At 63.6% G+C, this 22,626-nt stretch carries 18 protein-coding genes; 2 read left to right on the top strand and 16 right to left on the bottom strand.

Annotation, left to right across the window (positions count from 1 at the left end; all coding sequences use genetic code 11):
- Positions 1 to 35: 35 nt before the first annotated feature.
- The 16 genes from ACVOMB_RS09460 to ACVOMB_RS09385 form a co-directional block, all read right to left on the bottom strand.
- On the bottom strand, positions 36 to 1,679 hold the full coding sequence (locus ACVOMB_RS09460; protein ID WP_481530934.1) for a CHASE2 domain-containing protein: 1,644 nt from the start codon (positions 1,677 to 1,679) through the stop codon (positions 36 to 38).
- Complete coding sequence (locus ACVOMB_RS09455) at positions 1,676 to 3,328, bottom strand: FecR family protein (protein WP_481530933.1); 1,653 nt, start codon at positions 3,326 to 3,328, stop codon at positions 1,676 to 1,678. The genes ACVOMB_RS09460 and ACVOMB_RS09455 overlap by 4 nt, the downstream gene beginning before the upstream one ends.
- Before the next feature lie 163 nt (positions 3,329 to 3,491).
- Positions 3,492 to 4,355, bottom strand: coding sequence for a thioredoxin (gene trxA, locus ACVOMB_RS09450; protein ID WP_481530932.1), 864 nt, complete (start codon positions 4,353 to 4,355; stop codon positions 3,492 to 3,494).
- 401 nt (positions 4,356 to 4,756) lie between these two features.
- The gene (locus ACVOMB_RS09445; RefSeq protein WP_481530931.1) at positions 4,757 to 5,476 is read right to left on the bottom strand and encodes a DUF2968 domain-containing protein; all 720 of its coding nucleotides are present in this window, start codon (positions 5,474 to 5,476) and stop codon (positions 4,757 to 4,759) included.
- A 149-nt stretch (positions 5,477 to 5,625) separates the two neighbouring features.
- Positions 5,626 to 7,773, bottom strand: a complete 2,148-nt coding sequence (locus tag ACVOMB_RS09440; RefSeq protein ID WP_481530930.1) for a pilus assembly protein TadG-related protein — start codon at positions 7,771 to 7,773, stop codon at positions 5,626 to 5,628.
- Between the two features lie 8 nt (positions 7,774 to 7,781).
- Entirely contained in the window at positions 7,782 to 8,198 is a 417-nt protein-coding gene (locus ACVOMB_RS09435) for a DUF3613 domain-containing protein (protein ID WP_481530929.1), read from the bottom strand.
- Positions 8,195 to 9,040 carry a tetratricopeptide repeat protein gene (locus tag ACVOMB_RS09430; protein WP_481530928.1) on the bottom strand — a complete coding sequence of 282 codons (846 nt, stop codon included), beginning with the start codon at positions 9,038 to 9,040 and terminating at the stop codon, positions 8,195 to 8,197. Before ACVOMB_RS09430 ends, ACVOMB_RS09435 begins: the two co-directional genes overlap by 4 nt.
- Entirely contained in the window at positions 9,040 to 9,972 is a 933-nt protein-coding gene (locus ACVOMB_RS09425) for a type II secretion system F family protein (RefSeq protein WP_481530927.1), read from the bottom strand. The genes ACVOMB_RS09430 and ACVOMB_RS09425 overlap by 1 nt, the downstream gene beginning before the upstream one ends.
- Positions 9,973 to 10,009: 37 nt before the next feature.
- On the bottom strand, positions 10,010 to 10,924 hold the full coding sequence (locus ACVOMB_RS09420) for a type II secretion system F family protein (protein ID WP_481530926.1): 915 nt from the start codon (positions 10,922 to 10,924) through the stop codon (positions 10,010 to 10,012).
- A complete protein-coding gene (locus ACVOMB_RS09415) occupies positions 10,921 to 12,276 on the bottom strand; it encodes a TadA family conjugal transfer-associated ATPase (RefSeq protein ID WP_481530925.1) in 1,356 nt (451 codons plus the stop codon). Before ACVOMB_RS09415 ends, ACVOMB_RS09420 begins: the two co-directional genes overlap by 4 nt.
- Positions 12,277 to 12,278: 2 nt before the next feature.
- Positions 12,279 to 13,529, bottom strand: a complete 1,251-nt coding sequence (locus tag ACVOMB_RS09410; protein WP_481530924.1) for a CpaE/TadZ family protein — start codon at positions 13,527 to 13,529, stop codon at positions 12,279 to 12,281.
- A gap of 27 nt (positions 13,530 to 13,556) precedes the next feature.
- Positions 13,557 to 14,804, bottom strand: a complete 1,248-nt coding sequence (locus ACVOMB_RS09405; RefSeq protein ID WP_481530951.1) for a type II and III secretion system protein family protein — start codon at positions 14,802 to 14,804, stop codon at positions 13,557 to 13,559.
- An 83-nt stretch (positions 14,805 to 14,887) separates the two neighbouring features.
- Positions 14,888 to 15,946 (bottom strand): Flp pilus assembly protein CpaB, encoded by a 1,059-nt coding sequence (gene cpaB, locus ACVOMB_RS09400; RefSeq protein WP_481530923.1) that lies wholly within the window; start codon positions 15,944 to 15,946, stop codon positions 14,888 to 14,890.
- 30 nt (positions 15,947 to 15,976) lie between these two features.
- Positions 15,977 to 16,459: a TadE/TadG family type IV pilus assembly protein gene (locus ACVOMB_RS09395; protein WP_481530922.1), complete on the bottom strand. Its 483-nt coding sequence runs from the start codon at positions 16,457 to 16,459 to the stop codon at positions 15,977 to 15,979.
- Positions 16,452 to 16,985, bottom strand: a complete 534-nt coding sequence (locus ACVOMB_RS09390) for an A24 family peptidase (protein ID WP_481530921.1) — start codon at positions 16,983 to 16,985, stop codon at positions 16,452 to 16,454. Before ACVOMB_RS09390 ends, ACVOMB_RS09395 begins: the two co-directional genes overlap by 8 nt.
- 21 nt (positions 16,986 to 17,006) lie before the next feature.
- A complete protein-coding gene (locus tag ACVOMB_RS09385) occupies positions 17,007 to 17,210 on the bottom strand; it encodes a Flp family type IVb pilin (protein WP_481530920.1) in 204 nt (67 codons plus the stop codon).
- Positions 17,211 to 17,699: 489 nt separating this feature from the next.
- On the opposite strand from ACVOMB_RS09385, the gene ACVOMB_RS09380 reads away from it, so the two are divergent.
- Both ACVOMB_RS09380 and ACVOMB_RS09375 read left to right on the top strand, forming a co-directional pair.
- Positions 17,700 to 18,653, top strand: coding sequence for a helix-turn-helix domain-containing protein (locus ACVOMB_RS09380; protein ID WP_481530919.1), 954 nt, complete (start codon positions 17,700 to 17,702; stop codon positions 18,651 to 18,653).
- Between the two features lie 206 nt (positions 18,654 to 18,859).
- Positions 18,860 to 22,579, top strand: coding sequence for an ESPR-type extended signal peptide-containing protein (locus tag ACVOMB_RS09375; RefSeq protein WP_481530918.1), 3,720 nt, complete (start codon positions 18,860 to 18,862; stop codon positions 22,577 to 22,579).
- Positions 22,580 to 22,626: the final 47 nt, after the last annotated feature.

Below are 22,626 nucleotides of genomic sequence, written 5' to 3'. Positions count from 1 at the left end.
GTCGGAGTCTAGCATTCGCAGGCGTATGGAAAGACTCAGTGCGGCCAGGGCGGGGCGATGCGGTAGCCATCGCGGCCGGCTTGCTTGGCCTGGTACAAGGCCGCGTCGGCGGCTTCGAACAGGCGTGCGGGGCCGTCGTCGGGCCCGGGCAGAACGGTGCACAGGCCGATGGTGACGGTAGTCCTAGTCTTGCTGTGATGGGTCTTGTCGATCGGGATGGCAAGTTGGCGCACCCGGTTGATCAGGGTCTGTACCAGTTGCTCGGCGCCGGCTGGAGGCGTATCGGGCAGGATCAGGGCGAACTCGTCGCCACCGAAGCGTGCGGCCAGGTCGCGCGGGCGCCGCGCCATATCCTCGATGGTGCGGCCCAGGTAACGCAGCAGGCGATCGCCGACGTAGTGTCCATGGGTGTCGTTGCAGCTTTTGAAGTGATCCACATCGATCAGCAGCAGGGTCAGCGGGCGGCCGCTACGGCGGGCTGCGTCGGTCTCGCGCCGCAGCGTCTCTTCAAAGCGCATGCGGTTGGCCAGGCCGGTGAGCGGGTCACGGTTGGCCTGGCGGCGCCAGTAGCGCATCTGCCACAGCGTCCAGAACAACAGCATGCCGATGAAACCAGCGGTTGCCGCAACCGGCGCAAACCACAGATTGGCGCCATGCAGCAGGCCCAGACTCAATAGCACCGGAACGGGGATGGCCAATGCGCCAAGCAACCAGCGTTGGCGGATGGCAGAGGTTATGCCCAGCGCGCCCAGCGCCACCAGCACTACGGTGATTGCGGTCTGCAACAACGGTGACAGGGGGCGGATGGCGTTGCCGGCCAACAACATCGAGGCCACATTGGCTTGATACTCACTGCCGCTCATCCAGTTGTCGCGCGAGGTTGGGGTGAGCAGGCGCGGGGCGATGCCGCTGGCGGTCATGCCGACAATCACCAGGCGCCCCTTCAGCAGATCAGCGGGTATCCGGCCCTCCAGCACGTCGACATAGGACATCTGCGGAAAGCTGCCGGGCGGCCCGGCATAGCGCAGCCGCACATAGTGGTCGCGATGCCATTGATAGGGGGAACTGCTGCGCGGCGCAGGATCGACCAAGCCAGGTAGCGGGTCGTTCATCCCGGCCAGCGCGGCACCCAGTGCAGGCCAGTGCGGTGAACCAATGCCGGCCTTGAGATAGGCGCCGCGCGCAACGCCGTCACCGTCTACTTCGATATCGGTATGTGCGAGTGTGGCTGCCGCTTTGGCAATGGCTGGTACGGGCAATAGTTCCTCAGGCACCGCTTCGTCACTGGCCGGTGCGGCCAATACCGGCAGCACCACCCGCCCGTTGCGGCGGATTGCGGCCGCCAAAGCATTGTCCTGGCTGGCGTCCTTGCGGTCGGCGTCGGGCAGCATCAGGTCCAGCGCGACACGCTCCACGCCTGCTTGATGCAGGCGATCCAGCAACTGAGCATGGGTGCTGCGTGGCCACGGCCATTGGCCCAGCTGCTGCAGGCTGCGGTCATCGATGGCGATGATCGCCAAGCGGGGGTCAGGTGGGTATCGCCAGTCGCCGACCAGCACGTCGTAGCTGGCAACATCCTGCTGCCAGAACACCCTGGCGTGGCTTAGCCAGCCGACTACCAGCGCGCAGCCGAGTACAAACAATAGCCGGACCTGCCAGCGCGGCCGTAGTGGCCTCATAAGGCGAGCAGCAGCAAGGCGCCTGCGCCGACGCCATAGCAGAGTCGGCAGCGCAGATGGATCTGCTGTGGCGCCGAGAACGTGCCGGCATAGCCATCATCTTCAATGGCTTGCACGCGGATGTGCAGGTTGCCGCCGCGCCAGGGCTGCTTGAAGGCGATCTCCGGTGTGTCCACTTGCTGGTCCAGCAGTAGTTGGGAGAAGTCTGCCTTGCGGGAGATCTGTACGCGATAGTGCTGGGCGGCGCTGTCGGCCGGCCAGCGCAGGGTCAGCAGGCCCTTACGATCCTCTCCTGACTCCAGCGGCGCCGCAACGGGCACATCACTGATCTGCAGTGGCAATGCCTCGCCGTAGCGGCCGGGGTTGCTGTCGCCATCAAGTGAGGCCAGTCGCCAGAAGTAGCTGCCAGCCGGCAGTGCACTGCGAATGCGCAATTGTTGGTTGCTGGTTTGTTGTTCGATCAGTGGCTGCAGGAAGTTGGCGCTGTCGGCGATCTGCAGCACGCTGCCAGTGGCGCCGGCAACCTTGGCCCATTGGAATCGCGGCTGCAGCTGATGCACGGTCTGTCCATGCAGGGGGGCAAGGGTCAGTGGTGCTGGCAGGCCTTCGGGCACGGAAAAGTCGGTTTCGGCATCCAACCCTTCAACTTCATCGGCATTGATTGCACGCACCAGCAGACGCAGCTGGCCCGGCGGCAAGCTGTCGATCTGGATCTGCGGTTCTGTTACCTCATGGGCGAACAGCACAACGTCCGGCGCTGCTGCAAGCACCACTTCCACCCGGTAACGCTTTGCCGCAGACATCGGTTGCCAGGCAGCCAGCAGCGGTAGAGGTTGCAGTCGCAACTGTGATTCCACCAGCTCTGGGGCCGGCAGCAGTGGCTGCGGCTGCGCTGGCGCAACGCCCTGTGCGCGGATCAGCGTTGCATGGCCGCCGCCGATCATCCGTTTGCCGGCCTGGTTACCAACCTGGACATGGCCTTCGATGACTTCGGTGGCTGCCGGGCTGTCGTGGTCACCGGCGTTTACCCGGAACAAAGTGCCGCGCACGCTGCTGGTCGCGGTGGGGGCGGTGATGATGTAGCGCGACGCCGGCCCGCGCGCTGGCGTTACCTGGTTGCTGCTGCGTCCACGTTGCAGGCGCATGCGGGTGTCCACCATGCCGGTGGCGCCATAGCTGCTGAGCTGGTCCAGCAGCAACAGCGAGTTCTCACGCAGTTGCAGGCGGGAATCGTCGGCAAAACTGAGGGTGACGCTGGCATCGTCGCCGGTCTGCAACTGACTGCCGATAGGCAGCAGCATGTTGGCCTGCAAGGGACGGGTACCGTTGATAGGGTCGCTGACCTGGGCCTGGCCGCGCATTGCGACCACTCGTGCCGGTGCCGGTTGCACGCGCAGCCACAGGATCGGGAAGCGCAAGGTCTGACCGGGTGCGAGCCGATATGGATCTGCAATCTTGTTGTGCGCCTGCAATTGCTGCCATTGCACACTGGTCTTCAGGTAGCGGGCACCCAGATCCCACAAGGTGTCGCCGGGGCGTGCGCGGTAGGTCCAGTCCTGGGCACTGGCGAGTGTTGCCCAACATAACAACAACGCAGCTACGAGCAGCTGCAACAGGGATGGGCGAACGTCGATGTTTCTCACGGCCACTTTGGCTCCAAAAACGCGTGTCCGTTACGCTGACATCGTACTGACTGTAACTTCATCGTCTTACGATCCAAAGCGCCGTGGCAAGGGCCACGGCGGAATCATCCGACGATCAGTTGCCAATTTTCGTGCAATTGACACGCAAATTGAACTGTCTGGCCTTAAGTTAAAACAGTAGCGAAGACATCTTGCGGCGGTAGCGGCCGACCAGGTCTTCGTCTTCGATCACCCGGAAGGCATCGATCAACGCTTTTTTCGGCAGGCTGTCGCGGAAGTTGCGATCGATGCGCAGCATCTCGATGAACTGCTCCAGCGCGGCTTCATCTTCGCCCGCCAACAGGTGGTGGATACCTAGCAGGTAACGCGCTTCCAGGTCATTGCTGTCGGCCTGCACGCGTGCGGCCAGGATGTTGGCGGCCGGTGCGTCCTGCAGAGCAGCGGCAAAGTCCAGCCGTGCGCGTGCGCGGATGGCGCGGTCGTCGGTGGCAAGGTTGGCTGGCAGGCCGTCCAGCAGTTGCCCGGCTTCGGTGGTGGCGCCGGTCTTGAGCAGTGCCAAGGCCAGGTCGAGCTTGAGCTCGGCCTTGTCCGGCTCGGCAGCGATGGCGTCGCGCAATGCGGCGACTTCGGCCTGCGGGTCCAACGGCAACGCCTGGATGTCTTCTTCGACGGCAGCAGCCGGCTCAGCCGGCATGACACCGTGTTGGGTCAGGAACTCACGCAGTTGGCCTTCGGGCATCGCGCCGGGGAAACCATCGACGATCTGCCCGTCCTTGATCAGGAAGACGGTGGGTACCGAGCGGATCTGGAAGGCGGCAGCGACCTGTTGTTCCTTGTCGACATCGACCTTGGCCAGCTCGAACGCGCCGTTGTATTCACCGGCGAGCTTCTCCAGCAGCGGCCCCAGGCTCTTGCACGGCCCACACCAGGTGGCCCAGAAATCGACCAGCACCGGAGTCTGCATGGATTTCTGCAGGACTTCGGCCTCGAAGGTCTCGGTGGTGGCCTCGAATACGTGGGGAAGATCGCTCATGGCTGGCTACGTTGCTGTCAGGAACGTCCTTTATGGCGACGGCGGGGCGGGTTCTCAACCTCTGTGGGGACTGGTGAGGTAAATAACAGGCGAGACAGGCTTGCAGGGCGCTAGCCATGGGCTGTAGCGATAGTGCGGTAGTGCCGAGCCACACTCGGCTGGGGCTCTACCGGCAATGCGGGTAGTGCCGAGCCATGCTCGGCAGGGGCTTTACCGGCAGTGCCAGGTAGTGCCGAGCCATGCTCGGCAGGGGCTTTACCGGCAGTGCCAGGTAGTGCCGAGCCATGCTCTCGGCAGAGACATTGCCGGGAAGGCCCTTGCCGAGCATGGCTCGGCACTACAAAAACGCCGCCTTTCTTGGGGGAAGGCGGCGTTCGCTTTTTTTCCTGAAGCTGGGGCCGTCAGGGATGACTGGCCGGTTCCTGGGTGGTGTGGATCACCGGGGTGGCGGCGGTCGCCGGGGCGACGCTGGGGGTGGCTGGCAGGGTCAACTCGGGGTTGACCTGCTGCGCCTGCAAGGCCTTGATCTGCTGGTTCAAGGCTTCCAGCTGGGTGTTGGTGGCGCGCAGATCCGAGCTCAGTGCCACGGCTTGCTGCTTGCGCTCCTGCAGGGCGTTGCTGACCTGCAGTGACTGCTGGCGTTGCTGTTCCGCTTCCTGCTGCAGGCCGCGCAGGCGGCGCTCGTTCATTGCCACCAGCTTCTCGCTATAGCCCTTGCCGGCCTGCAGGCGGATGGTGTCCAGATAGACCTGGGCCAGCTGCTTGGTCTGCTCGGCGAAGGTGAGGTAGAGCGATTCGGCGCTCTCCACCGAGTCGGTGCGGATCACCCGCCAGAACTCCTTCTCGTGGAACAGCGCCACGTAGTAGTTCAGCGAATCAGCGTGGAACAGCAGGCTGGCGCCATAGTTGCCGTTGTAGGTGGTACGCAGCTCGGTTAGCTCATGGTTGCCCATCAGCCGTTGCAGCTCGGCCACGGTATTGCCCACGGCGCTGTCTTCGCTGTTGGCGGGGGCGGCCGGTACCTCGGCTTCACCGCGCTGCCAACGGCCGGCCATCGCGGCAGGTGCCGTCAGCAGGCCAACAACCAGGAATAGTGCACAGCCAAACCGGCTCGGAAGCATTTCGATCCTTCTCATAAGTCCTCGTAATTCCCCCGAATTGCGATGGCCATCGCATTTCATGAATGCGCCTTGTTCGTACCTGAGCATAGCACGCGACTTGGCGCTGAAAAGCATTGCGGCGTGGACGTCTGCACTGTCTGGGGCCGGGTTCATTCGACCAGCTGGCTGCGGCCGCATTGGATCGACTGCATATGCACGTCGGTACGGCCCAGCTGCAGGCCCAGCACGTCCGACAGCAACTTCGAGAGCAGGTTGCCGACGCCATTGAGCAAGGGCCGCAAGGTGTTGTCGATGACCGGTTTGAGTAGCAGGCACAGCACGCTGCCACAGCTGCCACCGCCGGTGACCGGGTTGTAGCCGCCGCTGCCGCTGAGGCCACCGGGCTTGGTCTGCAGGTACTTGGCCAGCGAGTTGCTGACGCAGTCATTGAAGGCAAGGCCGGCGATCAGGCCTTGGCAGGAGGTCAACCCGAGCACGTCGAGCAGGCCGCCGAGCACGCTGGGCTTGCTGATCGTGGTTTCGTAGAGAAAGCCCTGCCAGACATCGCCTTGCACCTTCTTCGGCGTGCAGCCCAGAAGCCAGCTGTCGCAGGTTGGGATTTCGGTGGTCCAGCTGCCCAGTGCCGGCAGGTTGGCGTCGCTGTTGCCATTGGTCAGGGCCTGAACCACGACGGCGGGCTGGTACAGGCCATTTTTCTTGGTGGCTTCCAGGTACTGCACCGCCAGGTCCTTGGCCGCGTCGGTGCTGTTGCCCTGTGGTGCGAACAGTGACTGTACGGTGCCGAGCAGGGCGTCGACCAGGTCCGAGACCAGCGTGCCTACCTTCAGGTCATTGGGTTTGACGGTGCCGGTCTGGCCTGGACTCAAGGTCAGCTGATCGCGTTGTGACAGGGCTTCAAGAGAAATTTTCTTGTTGAGCACATCGCGGCCGAGCAGGCTGACCAGGGTCTCGTTACCCAGCCCCGTGCGGCATAGCTCGCGGGTGGAGTCCCATGGCGTGGTGGCCTTGCCGATACATACATTGGCGATGGCGCTGGTCACGTCGACAGTGGCCGTAGCAGGCTGAGAGGAACAATTGATTGCGGTGAGCTGGCCGAAGCCGTCAATCACGTCGATATAGGTGGGGAGCTTGATGCGGGTGCCCAACCAGCTCAGTACCGTGCCGAGCGCGGGAATCCGTTGCGAGTCGATATCCAGGAACAGGCGCACCTGACTGTTATAGGCAGTGGTGCCGACCGGGCCTATCCCGATCGAGGCAGGCTCGACAATGCTGGCCTTGGCCTTGAGCATACCCAGTAGATCCAGTTGTGGCACTTCGACGGCATGTCTGGCATTGGCGATGGAGATGCTGGTGCCGAGCAGGTCCAAGGCGTTGAGGTCCACATCCAGCGCGCCGTTGGCCGCCTCGCTGCCGCCGGCAATCTTGGCGAACAAACCGCCGCTGCTGGCAGTGGATCCCAGTTGCACCAGTGCGTTGCTGATGCCGGCGCCAAGCAGCTTCTGCTGCAGCAGGCGCAGGTCAACCGCGGCCAGCCCTTGTTGGCTGGCCAGCGTGGCCATGACGTCCAGCAGCTGGCCGACCGAGACCTGGTTGGCGGCCAGCAGGTTGTTCAATTCGCCGACATTGATGTCGGTGGCAACGGGAATTCCCAATGCCTGCAGCAGGCCGCGCGGGGTGATCTTTACGTTGGCCAAGCCCTGATAGCTGGCGATCTGGGTCTGGGTAAGGTCGACGCCGACCAGCCGCAATATCCCCTGCAGCGGCGCGTTGCTGTTGGTGTTCAGCAGTCGCGAGCCGACGCTGAAAGCGGCTTGGGGGGCCGTGCGCTTGGCCACGGCGGTGGCGCTGATACGTGGCAGTGAGGTGAGCTGGCCCAGCAGCGGTACCGCTTGCCGCGAGGCGGTGACCTGCACCGCATTCAACGGCCGGTTGGCGGCTACGTCGACAAAGCGCGCGCCGGGGGCCAGTTCGGCACCCCAGTAACCACAGTTGATTGCCAACTGACCGGCAAACTGATTGTCGGTCTTTGCGTTGTTGCGCGCGGCCAGATTGTCTTTGTAATCGGTGGTGCACAGCTCCAGCCGTTGCGCGCCGGCCAACGCAGCCAGATCGGCGGTTTTCTGTACATCGCGCTTGCTCCAGTACAGATAGCCCACCTCGACCAGGCCGAGTATCACCACCAGACCGAGCAGCAGCAACAGCATCGTCAGACCCGCGGCACCGCGCTGGCGCACGCTGTGGGGTAGACCGTGTAGCGCGCGTGACAGTGAAGGTGAAGACGGGCGCAGGCTGTACATGGTGGGCCTCAGCGGCTGCCGCCGCCTTGCTTGGGGTTGGGTAGCGCAGCTTCGAAGTACTCAGGGATGGGGTGATCAAAACTGTTGAGGTAGCGCTGGTAACTGCGGCTGGCGGCTTCGCCGAGCATTGGCAGAGTGGTGCCGGGACGGCTGTTGTCGGCCTGCAGCTGCAGCAGGGCGCGGGTGGTGTCGCCGACCTGCGAGCGGGGCAGGCCGGCGAAGGAGCTGGCCGATGCGGTCGTCGTAGCCGCAGCGGTAGGGCCGGCCATCGTAGTTGCGCTGCCCCCGGTAGCGGCGGTGGTGCCAGCGGCTGTATTGGTATCGGTCATGCGCTCGATCAACGGCGCGTGCTGGGCCACCGCGGTTGCAGTGGGGCCGAGTGCGCACAGCAGCAATGCAGCGACAAAGGATGCCGGTCGGTTCATGGCGTTACCTCCTGCGAAGTGGTCGACGAGGGGCTGAAACGATCAAGCATCGAGCCGGGAGGACGCGGTACCTGCGTACCGCTGGTAGCAGGCTGCAGCGCCGCCACGGCGGGCGGATTGGTTGCTGCCGTTGCGGCAGGAATGGCGGCGGCTACCGGCTGCCGCAGAGCCTGCGCGAGCCGGTAGATTTCGCTCCGCGTCGACGGTGGCAGGTTCGCGCGCTGGATCATGCTTTCTGCCGTTGCTGCCTGCCCCGATAGCAATGCCCACAGCGCGAGATTGGAAATGGCGCGGATATTGTCCGGCCCCAGTTCGGCTGCCTTGGCCAGCGGTGCCCTGGCCTGCTCGACCTGGCCGGCCTGCAACAACGCAAAGCCCATATCACCGAGGTAGGCGACGTTGAGCGGGTCGGCTCGCACTGCATTGTCCAACGCCAGTTGCGCGCCCTCGTGGTCACGTGCAGCGGCTGCGATCAGCCCAAGTCCGTGCCAGGCCGGTGCGGCTTGCGTGCCCTTGGTCAAACCGCGGTAGATCGCCGTTGCGGCCACGTCGTCACCAGTTTCGCGCAATGCATTGGCTTGCAGAATGCGCAACTCCGGGCTGTCGCCGAAGCGTTGCCGGAAGGCGTCGATATGCGCCAGTGAGGCGTAGTAGGCGCCCTGCTGCTGCATCTGCTTGAGTAGCCCCAGATACATGCCGCGATCATCCTGTGTGGCTTCCACCAGTGCAGGTTCAACCGGCGGCTGTTTGTAGGCCGCACGATTGCCGCCACAGCCGGCGAGCAGGGCAGGGGTCAGTACGATCAGCAATAGTGCCTTGGTCTTCATCGGTTCGGCTTTCATTACATCCCCTTGATCGCGGCGGCCAGCGAAATGATCGCGGGTCCGGCCAGTACCAGCATCAACGCAGGCAGCAGGGTGATCATCATCACCACGGTCATCTTCACCGAGAGCTTGCCGACCTTCTCTTTCATCTTCATGCGGCGTTGTTCGCGCAGGCGCATGCCGAATTGTTTGAGTGGTTCCTGGACCGCGCCGCCGTGCTGGTGCACCTGCAATACCATCTGGATCAGGCTGCGCAGGTCATCGTTGTCGAAGGAGTCGGACAGGCGTCGCAGTGATTGCGCGCGGCTGCGGCCGCGGCTGTAACCGGCATTTGCCAGCTGCAGTTCACGGCCAAGTACCGGGATGGCGATATGCAGTTTTTCGCCGACCATCTGCAGGCTCTGGTCGATGCTGAAGCCAACGCCTTGCAGCAGACGCAGCAGGTCGATCAGCAGCGGCAGTTCGTCGTCCACTTTTTTGCGCAGACGGGCGGCCCAGCTGCGCAGCAGTAGTTTGGGCAGCAGAATGCCCAATGCAAAGCCGACCAGCAGGACGATCATCGTGTCGCCGCCATGTGGCCGCAGCAGCAGTACGGCGATGAACGGCATCAACAAAGCAAGCAACAGGCGTGTGGCCAGGAAAGCGGCGGCGCCGGTGTTGTGGTTCCAGCCCACCTGCTCCAGCAGTAGTTTGTCTTCCGGCGCCAACAGCGCTTTTTGCACTCGGCTACCGTCGAAATGCTGGCCGATGGCGGCGAGGTCGGCCAGACGCTGCCGCCACCAGCCGGTCTTCGGTGCGCTGTCCTGTTCTACGTGTTGGGCGGTGTCCAGCGCACTCTGCAATGCCGCGCCGGCTTGTTGGCTGCGGCGGCCCCGATAGAGTAGACCGGCCGCGGCCAGTACCAGGGCCAGCACGACCAGCATCATGGCGATGGCGTACAGCAGGTTCATGCGGCTCTCCGGCAAAGGGGAGGTGCGATGGACGGTTTCATAGCGATTTGGCCAGCCGATACAGCAGGAAGCCGCCGAACAGCTCAAGCAACACTGCGATCAACAGGATCTTCTTGCCGAGCGGGTCATGGAACATGGGCTGGAAGAAGTCAGGGCTCATCAGTGCCATCGACAAGGCCGCGCCCACCGGTAGCAACGCCAGCACCCAGGCGGACATGCGGGTCTCGGACGTAGTTGCCTGCAGTTCGCGTTGCACTTCTTCAAGATCGCGCATGAAGTCACTCATGCGCTGCAGGATCTGATCACTGCGGCCGCCGATGCGGATGCTGGTGCCCAGGATCACCGCCAGCATTTCCAAGGGGCGCAGGCGATAGGCCTGTGCGGCGTGTTGCAGGGCGCGGTCCAGGTCCATGCCGGCACGGGTATAGGTCAGTGCGTTGTCGAGTATTGGTCGCAGGGGCGGATCGACATTCTGGGTCGCGCTCTGGAAGGCCATTGACAAGCTGTTGCCGATGCCAGCCATGCGCACCATGTTTTCCAGGAAATCCGGCATCTGTGAAACCAAGCGCTGCTGGATCTTGTCGATGCGCCGGTACAGCCACAGTGCCACGCCCAGCAGGTACAGCAGCAGTACGAAGGCTGCAAACCAGGCGCTGCCAAGGCGCAGGCCTGCGCCGACGGTGGCGGCGATGCCGGGTAGCGCGATCAAGACCAAGGTGCGCGGTGAGTCCTTCAGCCCGGCGCGGCGCAGTAGTTCGGCCCAGCGTCTGCTTGGTGGGCGGCTGTTGCGTGCTTCCTCGGCGGCGCGCTGCGGATCGGGCTGCGACAGCCGGGTATCGGCGTGGCTGGCGGCGGCGCGTTGTTGCACACGGGTAGCCAGGCCCCACCACAGGCCCATGGCCAAGGCCACCAGCAGCACCGCAAAGCTCCCCAGCAGCAACGGCAGCATCATGAGGGGAAGCTCCCCATATTGGCTTCGCGCAGCTCCTGCCGGAACGGCTCGAGCTTGTGGCAGTGCGGGTGGAAGCCCAGACCCACCCAGCGGTCGCGCTCACGACTGTCCTGGTCGAACCAGGCCTCGTGCTTGAACAGTTCCTGACTGGTGATGACGTTGTCGCTGACGCCGGTGATCTCGGTGATGGAGACGATCACCCGGCGACCACTGCCCAGCCGCGAAATCTGCACGATGAAGTCGATGGCACCGGCTATCTGCCGGCGCAGGCTGTCCTCGCTACCCTGGAAGCCGGCAAAGCCGGCCAGCATCTCCAGTCGATACAGGCAGTCGCGGGCATTGTTGGCATGCACGGTAGCCATTGAACCGTCATGGCCAGTGTTCATCGCCTGCAGCATTTCCAGCACTTCGGCGCCACGTACTTCACCCACCACGATGCGGTCCGGGCGCATGCGTAGACTGTTGCGTACCAGCTCGCGGATGCTGACCGCACCGCTGCCGTCGAAGCCACCCATGCGTGATTCGAGTCGCACCACATGAGGATGGTTCAGTGCCAGCTCGGCGGTGTCTTCGACGGTGATGACGCGTTCGTTATGGGGGATGAAGGTTGCCAACGCATTGAGCAGCGAGGTCTTGCCTGAGCTGGTGCCGCCAGAAATCAGGATATTGCAGCGGCCGCGTACCATCGCGTTGAGCAGGGCGTACATGGGCTTGTCGAAGGCGCCTCGTCCGAGCAGTTCGTCCGGGGTGAAGGGGTCCTTGCGGAACTTGCGGATCGACACCATCGGCCCATCAACGGCCAAGGGCGAAATAATGGCATTGAGGCGACCGCCATTGGGCAGCCGCGCATCGACCATCGGATTGGAGTCGTCCAGACGGCGGCCGAGCGGGGCGATGATGCGGCGCAGGATGCGCAGCAGATGGCGATCATCACTGAAGCGTTGGGTCGAGCGGCGCAGCATGCCGCCGGCCGAGACATGCACGTCCTTGTAACCGTTGATCAGGATGTCTTCGATCTCCGGGTCGTGCAGCAGGTCATCCAGCGGACCAAAGCCGGTCAGTTCCTTGTGCAAGGCGCTGGCGACCGCTTCCATCTCGTATGCGTTGACCGGAATCTTCCATTCCTTGACGAAGGCCGCGGTCTGCGTGCGCACGAATTTGCCGATGGTTTCCGGCGACCAGGAGTCGATATCGACACGCTGATCCTCGACATGGTTGAGCAGGTATTCGTGGGCGGCTGACAGCACGGTCTGGAACTGCTCGGTCTGCTCGAACGGCACACTGGGAGTCGGCTCGACCGATAGTGCTGCTGCGGCGATGCGCGGGGACAAGGGGGTGACTTTGTCTTCCATTGTTATCTACCCAGCAGATTGGCGAGACGCGCCAGCGGTGAGGCCGGTGCGGTGGTCAGGGGGGCGGTGATGCGACGCCGGTCCAGGCGTTGCAGCAAGGGCAGCAGGGCCTTGAGGTAGGGGTCGCGTGGTGCTGCGTCGGTCAGTAGGCGGCCAAGTCCTGCGTTGGAGCGCAGCACCCGCGAGCGGTCCGGGATGGTGGCCAGCAGCGGCAGGTCGAAGCGTTGTGCGATCTGGGTATCAGCCAGCCCGCCATTGGGGTCGAAACGGTTGACGATCAGTTGCAGGCGCTCATCGCGCAGGCCACGGCTTTCCAGCTCGCGCATGGTCTGGTCCAGCGATACCAGCGAGCCGATCGCCTGATCGGTGACCAACCAGACCTCGGAAGCGCTCTTGAGCAGGGTGGTGGGCAGCAGTTGCACCGGCAGGCCACCGACATCGCACAGGCTCAGTGGAAAGACACTGCGCAGACGGTCGAGCAGCGAAATGGGTTCATGCTTTTTCAGCAGGCTGCCGCTGGCGATGCCGAGCAGAGCCATGCCGCTGGCATGGTGGGAAAACGCGGTGCCGGCGAAGGTGCGATCCATGCGCTCGACGCTGCGCAACGCTTCCTCATAGCTGAAGTGGCTCTCCATGCCCAGGTACAACGCGGCATCGGCGGCGGGTTGGCCCAGGTCGATCAGCAGCAGCCAGCCTTGCAGGGCGGCTGTATCGGGCGAGACCGGATTCTGTTCGGCCAAGCTCACGCCTAGGTGGGTTGCCAAGGTGCTGGTGCCTACGCCGGGTCGTACTCCCAACAGCACGATCAACCGACCATCAGGGCGCAGTTCCGGTGCGGCGGTGGCGCGTGCAGGACCGGGGGTGATGGCTACCCGTTCAAATACTTCCAGCATCTGCGCCGTGTTGTTGTCGATATCGACAAAGTCGCAGACGCCGGCGCGCATTGCTGCCAGCAGGTGTGCCGCCTGTTCCGGACCGGTAGTGCCGAGCCCGATCAACGCCGGACAGCCGGGCAGTGCGTGTAGCTGCCGTGCAACGTCGGTGGAGTAGGCGGCATTACCACCGCAGTAGTCGAGCAGCACGAATGCCGAGCCCGCAGCAGCTTCAAGCAACTGACGCGGGTTGGTTTCACGACTATCGACCCAGCGCAGATTGGCCTGCCCCGCCAGTACCGCACCCAGACGCGCCATGTGGCGGTTATCCGGTGCGTACAGCAGCAGATTCAATTCGGGATGGCTTTGGGTCTGGGGCAAGGGCATCACCGGGGGCATGGGCGCACTTCAGCGTGAGAAGCCAGGGAGTTGGTCTGGGCTGGCCGGGTGCAACAGCCAAGCGCCCCAGACCGGCAGCTTGGGTTGTGCTTCGCGCTGGCCGGGCAGCGGGATTTCGGTGCCGCGCGCCAACGGTTTGACCAGACGAGGCGTCACCACGATCACCAGTTCCTTGTCCTCGCGCTTGTAGCTGAGGTTGCGGAAGAACGAGCCGAGCACCGGGATGTCGCCCAGCAGCGGGATTTTGTTGACGTTGGAGGACAGCTGGCTGCTGACCAACCCGCCGATGACGAAGCTCTCGCCATCGCCCAGCTCAACCGTGGTGTCGGCACGGCGGGTGGAGATGGCCGGAATCTGGGTGCCGTCCAAGCTGATACCGCGGGTGTAGTCCAGGTCGCTGGCTTCCGGTGCCACCTTCAGCGCGATGCGGTCCGCCGACAACACGGTGGGGGTGACGGTCAAGCCGATACCGAACGGTTTGAAGGTGACCGTGGTGGTGCCAAGCCCTTGCGGCTCCAAAATGGGCAGTTCGCCGCCGGCAAGGAAGCTGGCGCTCTGCCCAGACAAGGCGACCAGCGTCGGCTCGGCCAGTACCCGCGCCATGCCATTGGCCTGCAGCAGATCGATATTGGCATCCCAGGCGCCGGGGATGGACTTGGCTACCAGTTTGAATGCCGAAGAAAGCGCGCCGCCGTCATTGCTGCCGCTAGGCGAGCTGACGCCGTAGCTGAAACCGCCATTGATGTTCTTGAAGCTGATGCCCACCTGGCGCAGCACGCTCTTGTTGAACTCCACCACTTTGACTTCGACCTGCACCACGCCGCCACTGCTGATGGTGGCCGCGTCGCTGATCATGCCCTTGTCGCCGATGGCCGAGGCGGCGGCCTTGCGGCGTGCTTCATGCTCAAGAAGGGAGTTTGCATTGCCCGATAGCAGGGCTTGGCCGCCTTGTACAGTGAGTTGATTGCCGCTGCCATCAAGCAACCCGCCCTGTACCGCATTGCGAACCTCGACACGGACGCGCGTGGGTGCGGCCTGTTTCTGCAGCCACAGCAGCAAGGTGGTGCTGCCGGCGGATTTGCCAACCAGCAGGGCCTCGCTGTTGTGGCCGATGCGGGTGATGTCGGCGATTGAGGGATCGGCGATGGCGATCCGTTCGACACCCGCAGGCAGATTCCAAGGGCGCTGCTCATTGAGTTCGAGCACAACGCTGTTAGTGCTTGCCTGTGCCTGCGCGGTCTGGGTCAACGGCGGCATAAAACCGCCGGCACCCAACAGCGCCAAGGTAAACAACGCAGATGCGGTGATGGATGAGCGCTGGTGCAAAAGGATGCCCCCGGTCATGGCGAAGACTGACGGTTGGATGGGGTCGTGCCGCGGATGATCTCGATGCCTTGGCGGGTGGCCGGGCGTGTGCCACGGCGCCGTTGCTGCGCGGCCGAAGCAGTGGCCGCGGCAGCCGCCGGGCGGTGGCTGTCGCCGGCCAATGCGTTCAGGTCGATGCCGGCATAGGCGCGGTTTTCGGGGCGGGTGGCGGCTTCGGCGGCTGCTTCGTCCAGATTGCCGCGCAGCGCCAGCACCGGCGCGGGTGCTGTAAAGATGGATTCATCCGCCAAACCGGTATCGCCAGGATTGCGCAGCGCCAGAAACAGCTTCCCACTGTGTGCGGCGAGCAACAGACGACCGGCATCCTGCACCGGAACGGCCAGGATCGCACTGCGCGCCTGTGCCGCATCAGCGTTTGTAGCGCCGCTGCTACGACCGTCGCGTGATGCGATGGTTTCGGCGCGGCTGCCCGGCTCCGGCGGCAGAGTGCCGACCTGGTTGCTCTGCTCGTCGCCGCTGGCAGTTGCCTGGCCTACATCGGCGTTGCCGTAACCCAGTACCTGTAGGCGTGAGAGCAGGAGCCGTGCCTGGGTATTGGTCTGGCCGCTGCCCGCGGACGATGGATCCTGCAGACTCATGAACACATCGACGTAATCGCCTGGCGTAACCCGATTGCTGACTCCGGCCAGCTCGTCAACCGGCACGGCTATCGCACGTTCGCCGGGCTTGATGCCGATGGCGATGCCTTGCAGCAATTGTTCTCTGGTGATCATTGCCCCTGCCGCGATGTCCCTCGCAGGCGTGCGTCCATCGACCTCGCTGATGGCGGTGTAGCCGTTGGCAGGCGGCAGGGCCATTTCGGTGATGGTGAGATCGGCTGCGGTGATCGGTTGGCCGGCGCGTAGCTCCTTGCTGGCGACCACCATCATGCGCTTGGGTAGATTGGCCGGTGCCGCCGCGCTGGCAACCTCGGCGGTCGGCGTTGCCCGCCGGCCTATCCCGAAGGCCAGCACCATCAGCAGCGCTGCCACGGCCAGCAGCAGGATTGCAGCTATGCGTATTGCCTTTGGCATCGTGAAGCTCCTCCACCTTGGAGTCCGCGGTTAGCGGTCGCCTAGATCCAGTTGAACAACGGCGGTACTGCTCAGTGACTTGCCCATGGTCCAGCCCATCAACGTACCGGTACCCGGCAGGAAGGGATGCGCATCATGGTCGTACGAGGTGGTCACCTTGATGCACTTGACAGTGCTATCGGCGGCGCAGGCATAAGGTTGAGAGACGGCTATCGGCGCGGCACTGGCGCTGTCGCAGGCGGCTGAAGTCTTGGAGTAGTTCAACAACCATTGCATTGAGCGTGCGGCGGCCTGGCAGGCGTTGCTGCGCCGTTCGGCGGTGCTGCCATAGCGCAACGATGCGCGTGCGCCCTCACCGGCGGCCAGGGCCAGAGATTGCTGGGCGGCAAAAATCATCACTCCCGTGAATGTGATGAAAAGCAATGGCAGTACGCCAAACATCATCATCATTGCGAATTCGATGGTTACCACGCCACGCGTCCTGCGCCGGTTTGGAAGCGGACACCTAGACATGCGCACCTCCCTGCAATACGACGCAAATCATCGCCAAGCCCATGTAGGCGGCGTAAGGAATGCCACGGCGGCCGCGGCGCGCCGAGCGCAGGTCCATCTGCCAGTCGAGATAAAGCGTGGTGCCCTGGACCGAGTGCACCGCACGTAAGAGCGGTTGAGGCGCGCACCGGGCTGCCGAAGGCCACGCGACGACGAGGAGCGCGTGGACCCCGGCAGCCAAGCTGGCAACGACCCAGACCGGCAGCAGTACCTTGCTGCCAAGCAGGAACCCGATGACTGCAAAAAATTTCACATCGCCTGCACCCATCCAGCCGATGGCGTAGAACGGCAGCAGCGCTGCCAGTCCTAGCGCACCGCCGAGCAGGCAATCGGCGAACGACGGCGGGCTGCCGATCTGCAACAACTGCATTGCTGCCGTGCAAGCCAACACGGCCAGCAGCACCCGGTTGGATACGCGCCTGGCCAATAGGTCGCTGATGGCGACCTGGGCCCCGAACAACAGCGCAACCAGATAGGCGAAGGTCATGGTGGTGGCCGTGTGCGTGGCTCAGACCATGCCGCCAGCGCCGCCGCCCGTGTCGGTGCTGGCGACCAGTGCAGTTAGTTTTGCCAGCACGGTTGTGAAAACCGCCTTCAGGCCATCGCGTGCGAAGAAAATGATAAGCCCGGCCACCACCGCGGCCAGCAGCCCGTACTCAAGTGCGGTGACGCCGTCTTCTTCCCGGAAAAACCTGCGCAGCTGTGCGTTCATGATGTTCTCCCTGATGACCCGGTGCCGGTGTTGCACCGACAGATAGCCGGGCGATGGGCATTGCTGCCCGATTGAGGTCATTGGGATACGCATGACACCGGCAAGAGTGTGCCGACGGTCGCTCAGGCTGCCGGGTAGTGTCGGCAGTTACCTACCTTTGCTTCCGCTGTCCCCTGTCGGCATGCAGCGCATGCCCGGAAACATCATTGCAATCGGCCCCGTACGCGGATGCGCATATTCGGCAAGAATGAATTGTTTTTCATATATGTGATGGACTTGGCGAATAGGTGATGGCGGAGCCGGCGTGAAGACTTGTTTTTTTTGTCAGTATTCAGGGCGCCGGGCGATGGTCGATACCTTCGTCAGGACAATTCCGTAATGCGAATTTCAGGCTGTACGGCAGGGGATTGCAGGTTTTGCTCAGTTACCTGCAACGGATGGTCGGGCTTCTGAAGCGCGTCCCTAGCCCGGATGCGCAAAGGCGTTCACATGGATGCGGTAGTCGGCGGAAACGGTTTGAGGTCATTTGATCTGGCGTCGCTGAGCGGCACGCTTCGCGTATGCCACGTTGAATTGGTGCTGCTTGATGATCAGCCACCCACGGCATCGATTACCTCGTTTGTTCACGACCAGGCCTTGTTGTGCACGTTCGAGATCGGCGCACGTACGCGCGGCCGCTTCATGTTGCCGCTGGATTGGTGTCTGCTTGGATGCCTGCAGACGGTGGACCCGGTAAGCAGCTGGTGCCATGGCGTTCCACTGGTATCGGGCAATATCGTGTCGGTAATGCCTGAAGGTGTCACCGAGTTTGCCTTGGGTGCCGGCAGTCGGGTGACCTTTGTGCTGGTTCCGCTTAAACGCTTCCAGGAGCGTGCGGCGGCGCAGCGTCTAGGTGGTCTTATCGATGAGGCTGCGGGCGTGCCGGTGCTCAGCAACCGCCCGCATGTTCCGCTGCAGGCCTATTACCAAGGGCTGCACGAACGCATACGCCAAGGTGAAGTCGGCGGCGATGAGATCGACGCCATGCTCGATGCGCACGTCAAGGAAGTAATCGCCAACGGCGCTCCCGAGCGCGCTGGCTGCAATCGCAGCCGCCGCGCACGCTATCTGATTTTTCGCCGTGCCGAAGACATGATGTATGCCAATCTGCGCCGCCATATCTATATGCATGAACTGTGTGACGCCGCGGGTGTGAGCGAGCGCGCGCTGCGCTATGCGTTCGAGGAACTGGTGGGCATTTCACCAGTGCGCTATCTGTCGATGCTGCGCCTGTGCGAGGCTTGCCGCAGCCTGTCCAGTGCCGATGCGGGCCGCAAGTCGGTCAAGTCGATCGCGCTGAGCTGCGGTCTGTGGGACCTGTCGCGTTTTGCTGATAGCTACCGCAAGGTGTTTGGTGAATTGCCGAGCGAGACCTTGATGCGGGGCACTTATTCGCCGGCCTGAGCGGTGTCGGCCAACTGCGTGACGCCCATCACTTAACAGCGGTGATTGCCGAATCCGTGCATTGGCGTGCCGGTAACGGGTATCACTTTGCCAAATCGCCCTATGGATGTGCCGGATGCGGGCAAACCATCGCGCATACAAACGTTGTACTGGCCTCACGAACCAAGACCCGTCCGCGCCCGGACAGGTCGAACCGGAGGCTCCACATGAACCGCATTTACCGCTTGGTCTGGAACCGCACACTCAATGCCTTCGTTGTAGGTTCCGAGCTGGCCAGCGCACAGGGGAAACGTTCGGGTCCGGCTCGATTGTCGCCGGCGGTGTCGTGGAGCCTGGCTGGTCTGGGCAGCGCTATCGCAATGGCCATGGCCGGGCCAGCGGCGGCTACCGACGCCAAGCTGGCCGATCTGCAGGACCTGGTCGCCAAGTACAGCACTACCGACGCACAGCAGATCGTGTCCACCACGTTGCCAACGTTGAACGCGGCCGTGGGGCTTAACGCATCGGTGACGTTGCCTGCGGTGCTGCAGGTGGATGCATCGGCCGCATTGGCGGTCAAACCGCAGCTTGCCTCTCCAAAGACGCTGGTGCGCGCACAGGCCGGTGTACGCGCAGCCCTGCCACTGCTGCGACCACACGTGCCTGCAGCAACGTCGGGAGCTGCATTGTCGGTGGTGGCCGATGCCGCGCTCGCAGTCAAACCGGTGGCGGCATCGGCCAATGCTGCAGTGACCGCGACGGTCGGGCCGCTGACGCACGGTGGCTCGGGGCTGCTGGGCCTGGCCAATGTCCTGCTGCCGGGCAAGGAGGAGGGCGGTAGCCCCCTGCATGGCACGCTGGCTTCAACGGCGGGCGCAGTCAAGGAGTTGACCGGCGAAGTACTCACCGGCAAGCCGGTGGCGGAGGTGGAAACGCTTACCTCCCATGCAAGCACGACTGTGGCTTCGCTCACTCAACATGTTGGAAGCGGTGTCGCGGGCGTTGGCAACGTGTTGCTGCCAGGTAAGGAAGAAGGCGGCAATCCCGTGCGCGGTGTGGTGACCGGTGCGGTCGGTGCAGTGGAGGAATTGACCGGCGGTGTCGCCAAGGGGACAGGGCTGGCTGGATTGGTGAATGGCCTGGTCAACGGCGCTGCGCCGGTACTGGATGGCGTCGGTGATCTGCTCGGGGCGGTGGTTGGTGGCGTGACGGGCTCGGGCACGCTGGGCACGGGCGTCGCCAATACGGTCGGTACGTTGACAGGTGGACTGAAGGACACCACCGGTGCGCTTGCCAACGGCAATGTCACCGGCACGGTGCAGAATCTGCTGGGTACGGTGGACAACACGGCCACCACGCTGCTCGGTGCCACCGGCAGCACCCTGGGTGGCATCACCGGCTCCGGCTCCGGGGTGACGGGTGTGACCGGCGCGCTGAGTGGCGTTGTGAGTGGCGTGACTGGCGGGCTGTCCAACGTGATCGGTGGTCTCACTGGCGCACCAGTCATCCCCAGCGCTACACCGGTAGCGCCCGGGCCGTCAGGCGTGATCGTCGGCAACGGAGGGCTGGTGGGCTCGGTCAACCAGCTGGTGGATTCGTCGTTTACCTCCATTTTCGGCGGTAGCGGCTATATCAACAGCGGCAGCCTGAAGGTCAACAGCAGCAATGTGATGCAGACCTATTCCGAGGTGGCGGTGTTGGGTGTGCCGACCGTGAACCTGAGTCCGGTAGGTGGCTTGCTGAATGGTCTGGGCGACTTGACCACGGGTGGCGACTCGCACTTGACCTTGATCGGCGGTGTCACTTCCGACAGTTACATCACCAACATCAACAACGGTGATCCGGGCGGTCTGCTTGGCTTGGTGCTGCCAGATGGCGCGCCGGCCTGGGCCTCGACCTGCTTGAATGTGTTGGGTGCTGTGACCGCCAAGTGCTGGGCAGTGCCGGCGGCACAGGACTACCAGGTGCTGATCGGTGACGGTGCCTTTGCCAACGGCTCCAAGGAAGTGGTGATCGGCAGCAATGCCGAGCATCGACTGGCAACGCAGACCGCGGACCAGGTGTTCGTCGATGCTGCGGGCGGCAAGACCGGTGTCCCGACTGCCGACTATGATGCCCGCCAGGGTCATTCGGTGGTGGTCGGTGACAGCGCCAAGGGCACCGCTAATGCACAGACGTTGCTGGGAGCCGGTGCAACCTCGGACAAGGCCAACAGCGTGGCGCTGGGCTTCAAGTCCAATGCCGCGCGCGGTGGCCAGGACAACTACACCGCATTCGGTTTGACCGCTACGCAAACCTCCATTGGTGAAGTGGCCGTGGGTTCGGCGGGGCGCGAGCGCCAGATCACCCATGTCGCCGCCGGCAGCCAGGATACCGATGCGGTCAACCTCAAACAGCTGCGTGGCGCGTTGGATCAGATTGACGACCTGGGCTTGGCGGCGGTGGTCTATGACGAAGACGTCAATGGCGTCGTCAACTACGGCAAGGTAACGCTGGGCAACGGCCAGGCCGTCAATGGCACCGTGCTGGCAAATCTCGCGGCCGGCTCGGTTGCAGTGGGCAGCAAGGAGGCGGTCAATGGTGGACAGCTGTTTGGGCTGGGCAGCTCGTTGGCAACCTATCTGGGCGGCGGTACGACCTTCACCGGTGGCGTGCTCGGCGCACCGAACTACCAGATCAACAGCATCGGTGTGCTAGGCGTGGCTTCACTGCAGTCGTACACAAACATCGGCAACGCGTTTACCTCCATCAGCGATTCGCTGCTCAACCTGAGCAATCTTGTGCCGCGTAGTGTTCCGGGCGGTAGCGATCCATTGGCGGTGAAATACATCGCAGATGGCGCAGGCAATCCGACCAACGCGGTACGGTTGACCGGTGATGGCAGTGGCGCAGCAGTTGCCCTGGGCAACGTGGCGGCGGGCAGTATCACCAGCGGCAGCCTGGATGCGATCAACGGCGGGCAGCTGGCTGCTACCAACGATGCTGTGGCCTCGGCGATTGGTGGCACGATGCAGTACAACAGCGGCACCGGGCAATGGAGCTCCGCCAGCTTCAACATCACCTCGATCAACAGCGGGGGCGCCGCCACCCAGCAGACGTTCGGCAATGTCACTGACGCCCTGGCAGCGATGGACGGCTCCATCGTCAACGTCAACAAGCGCATCGACAACATCCAGAACGGCGGCGCCGGCAATCAGTACTTTGCGGTCAATTCGACCAAGGCGGCTGCCTCGGCCACCGGCCAGGACAGCGTCGCCGCCGGTCCGCAGGCAACGGCCAGCGGCAACCAGGCCGTGGCCATCGGTGATGGTGCCAACGCATCGGCAGCCGGCAGCGTGGCGTTGGGCGCAGGCTCGGTGGCCAATCGTGCCAATACCGTGTCCGTGGGTGCCGCAGGTGCCCTGCGTCAGGTCACCAATGTCGGCGACGGCAGCGAGGCTACGGACGCGGTGAACCTACGCCAGTTGCAGGCATCGCAGCAGGGCACGGTGCGCTATGACCAGAACACCGACGGCAGCACCAACTATGGCAGCGTGACGATGGGGCGCCCGGGCACCAGTACTGTCATCCACAACGTAGGCACCGGTGTGGCGCCCACCGATGCAGTCAATGTCGCTCAACTCAACAAGGGCATGGGGGATGTCATGGACTGGTCGAAGAACTACACCGATCAACGTTTCAATGATGTAAGCCGCGACATGAAGCGTATCGACGACCGTGCTTCCGCGGGTGTCGCCTCGGCGATGGCGATGGCGGGTCTGCCGCAGCCCACCGAGGCGGGCAGGCGCATGGCGTCGATGGCGGCCAGTACCTTCCATGGCGAGTCGAGCATGGCGGTGGGCGTGTCGGGTGTCACCGATGGCGGGCGCTGGATCTACAAGCTCAGTGGTTCGGCCAATACCCGCGGCGATGGCGGGGTGACCGTGGGCGCCGGTTTCCAGTGGTGATCGCTGGCAGCGACGACCCGCAATAAGACAAACCTGGCTATGCATCG

Source organism: Stenotrophomonas sp. STEN018 (genome assembly GCF_056760235.1).
The sequence above is the reverse complement of the archived record's forward strand: the minus strand, read 5'-3'. Positions and strand labels throughout refer to the sequence as shown.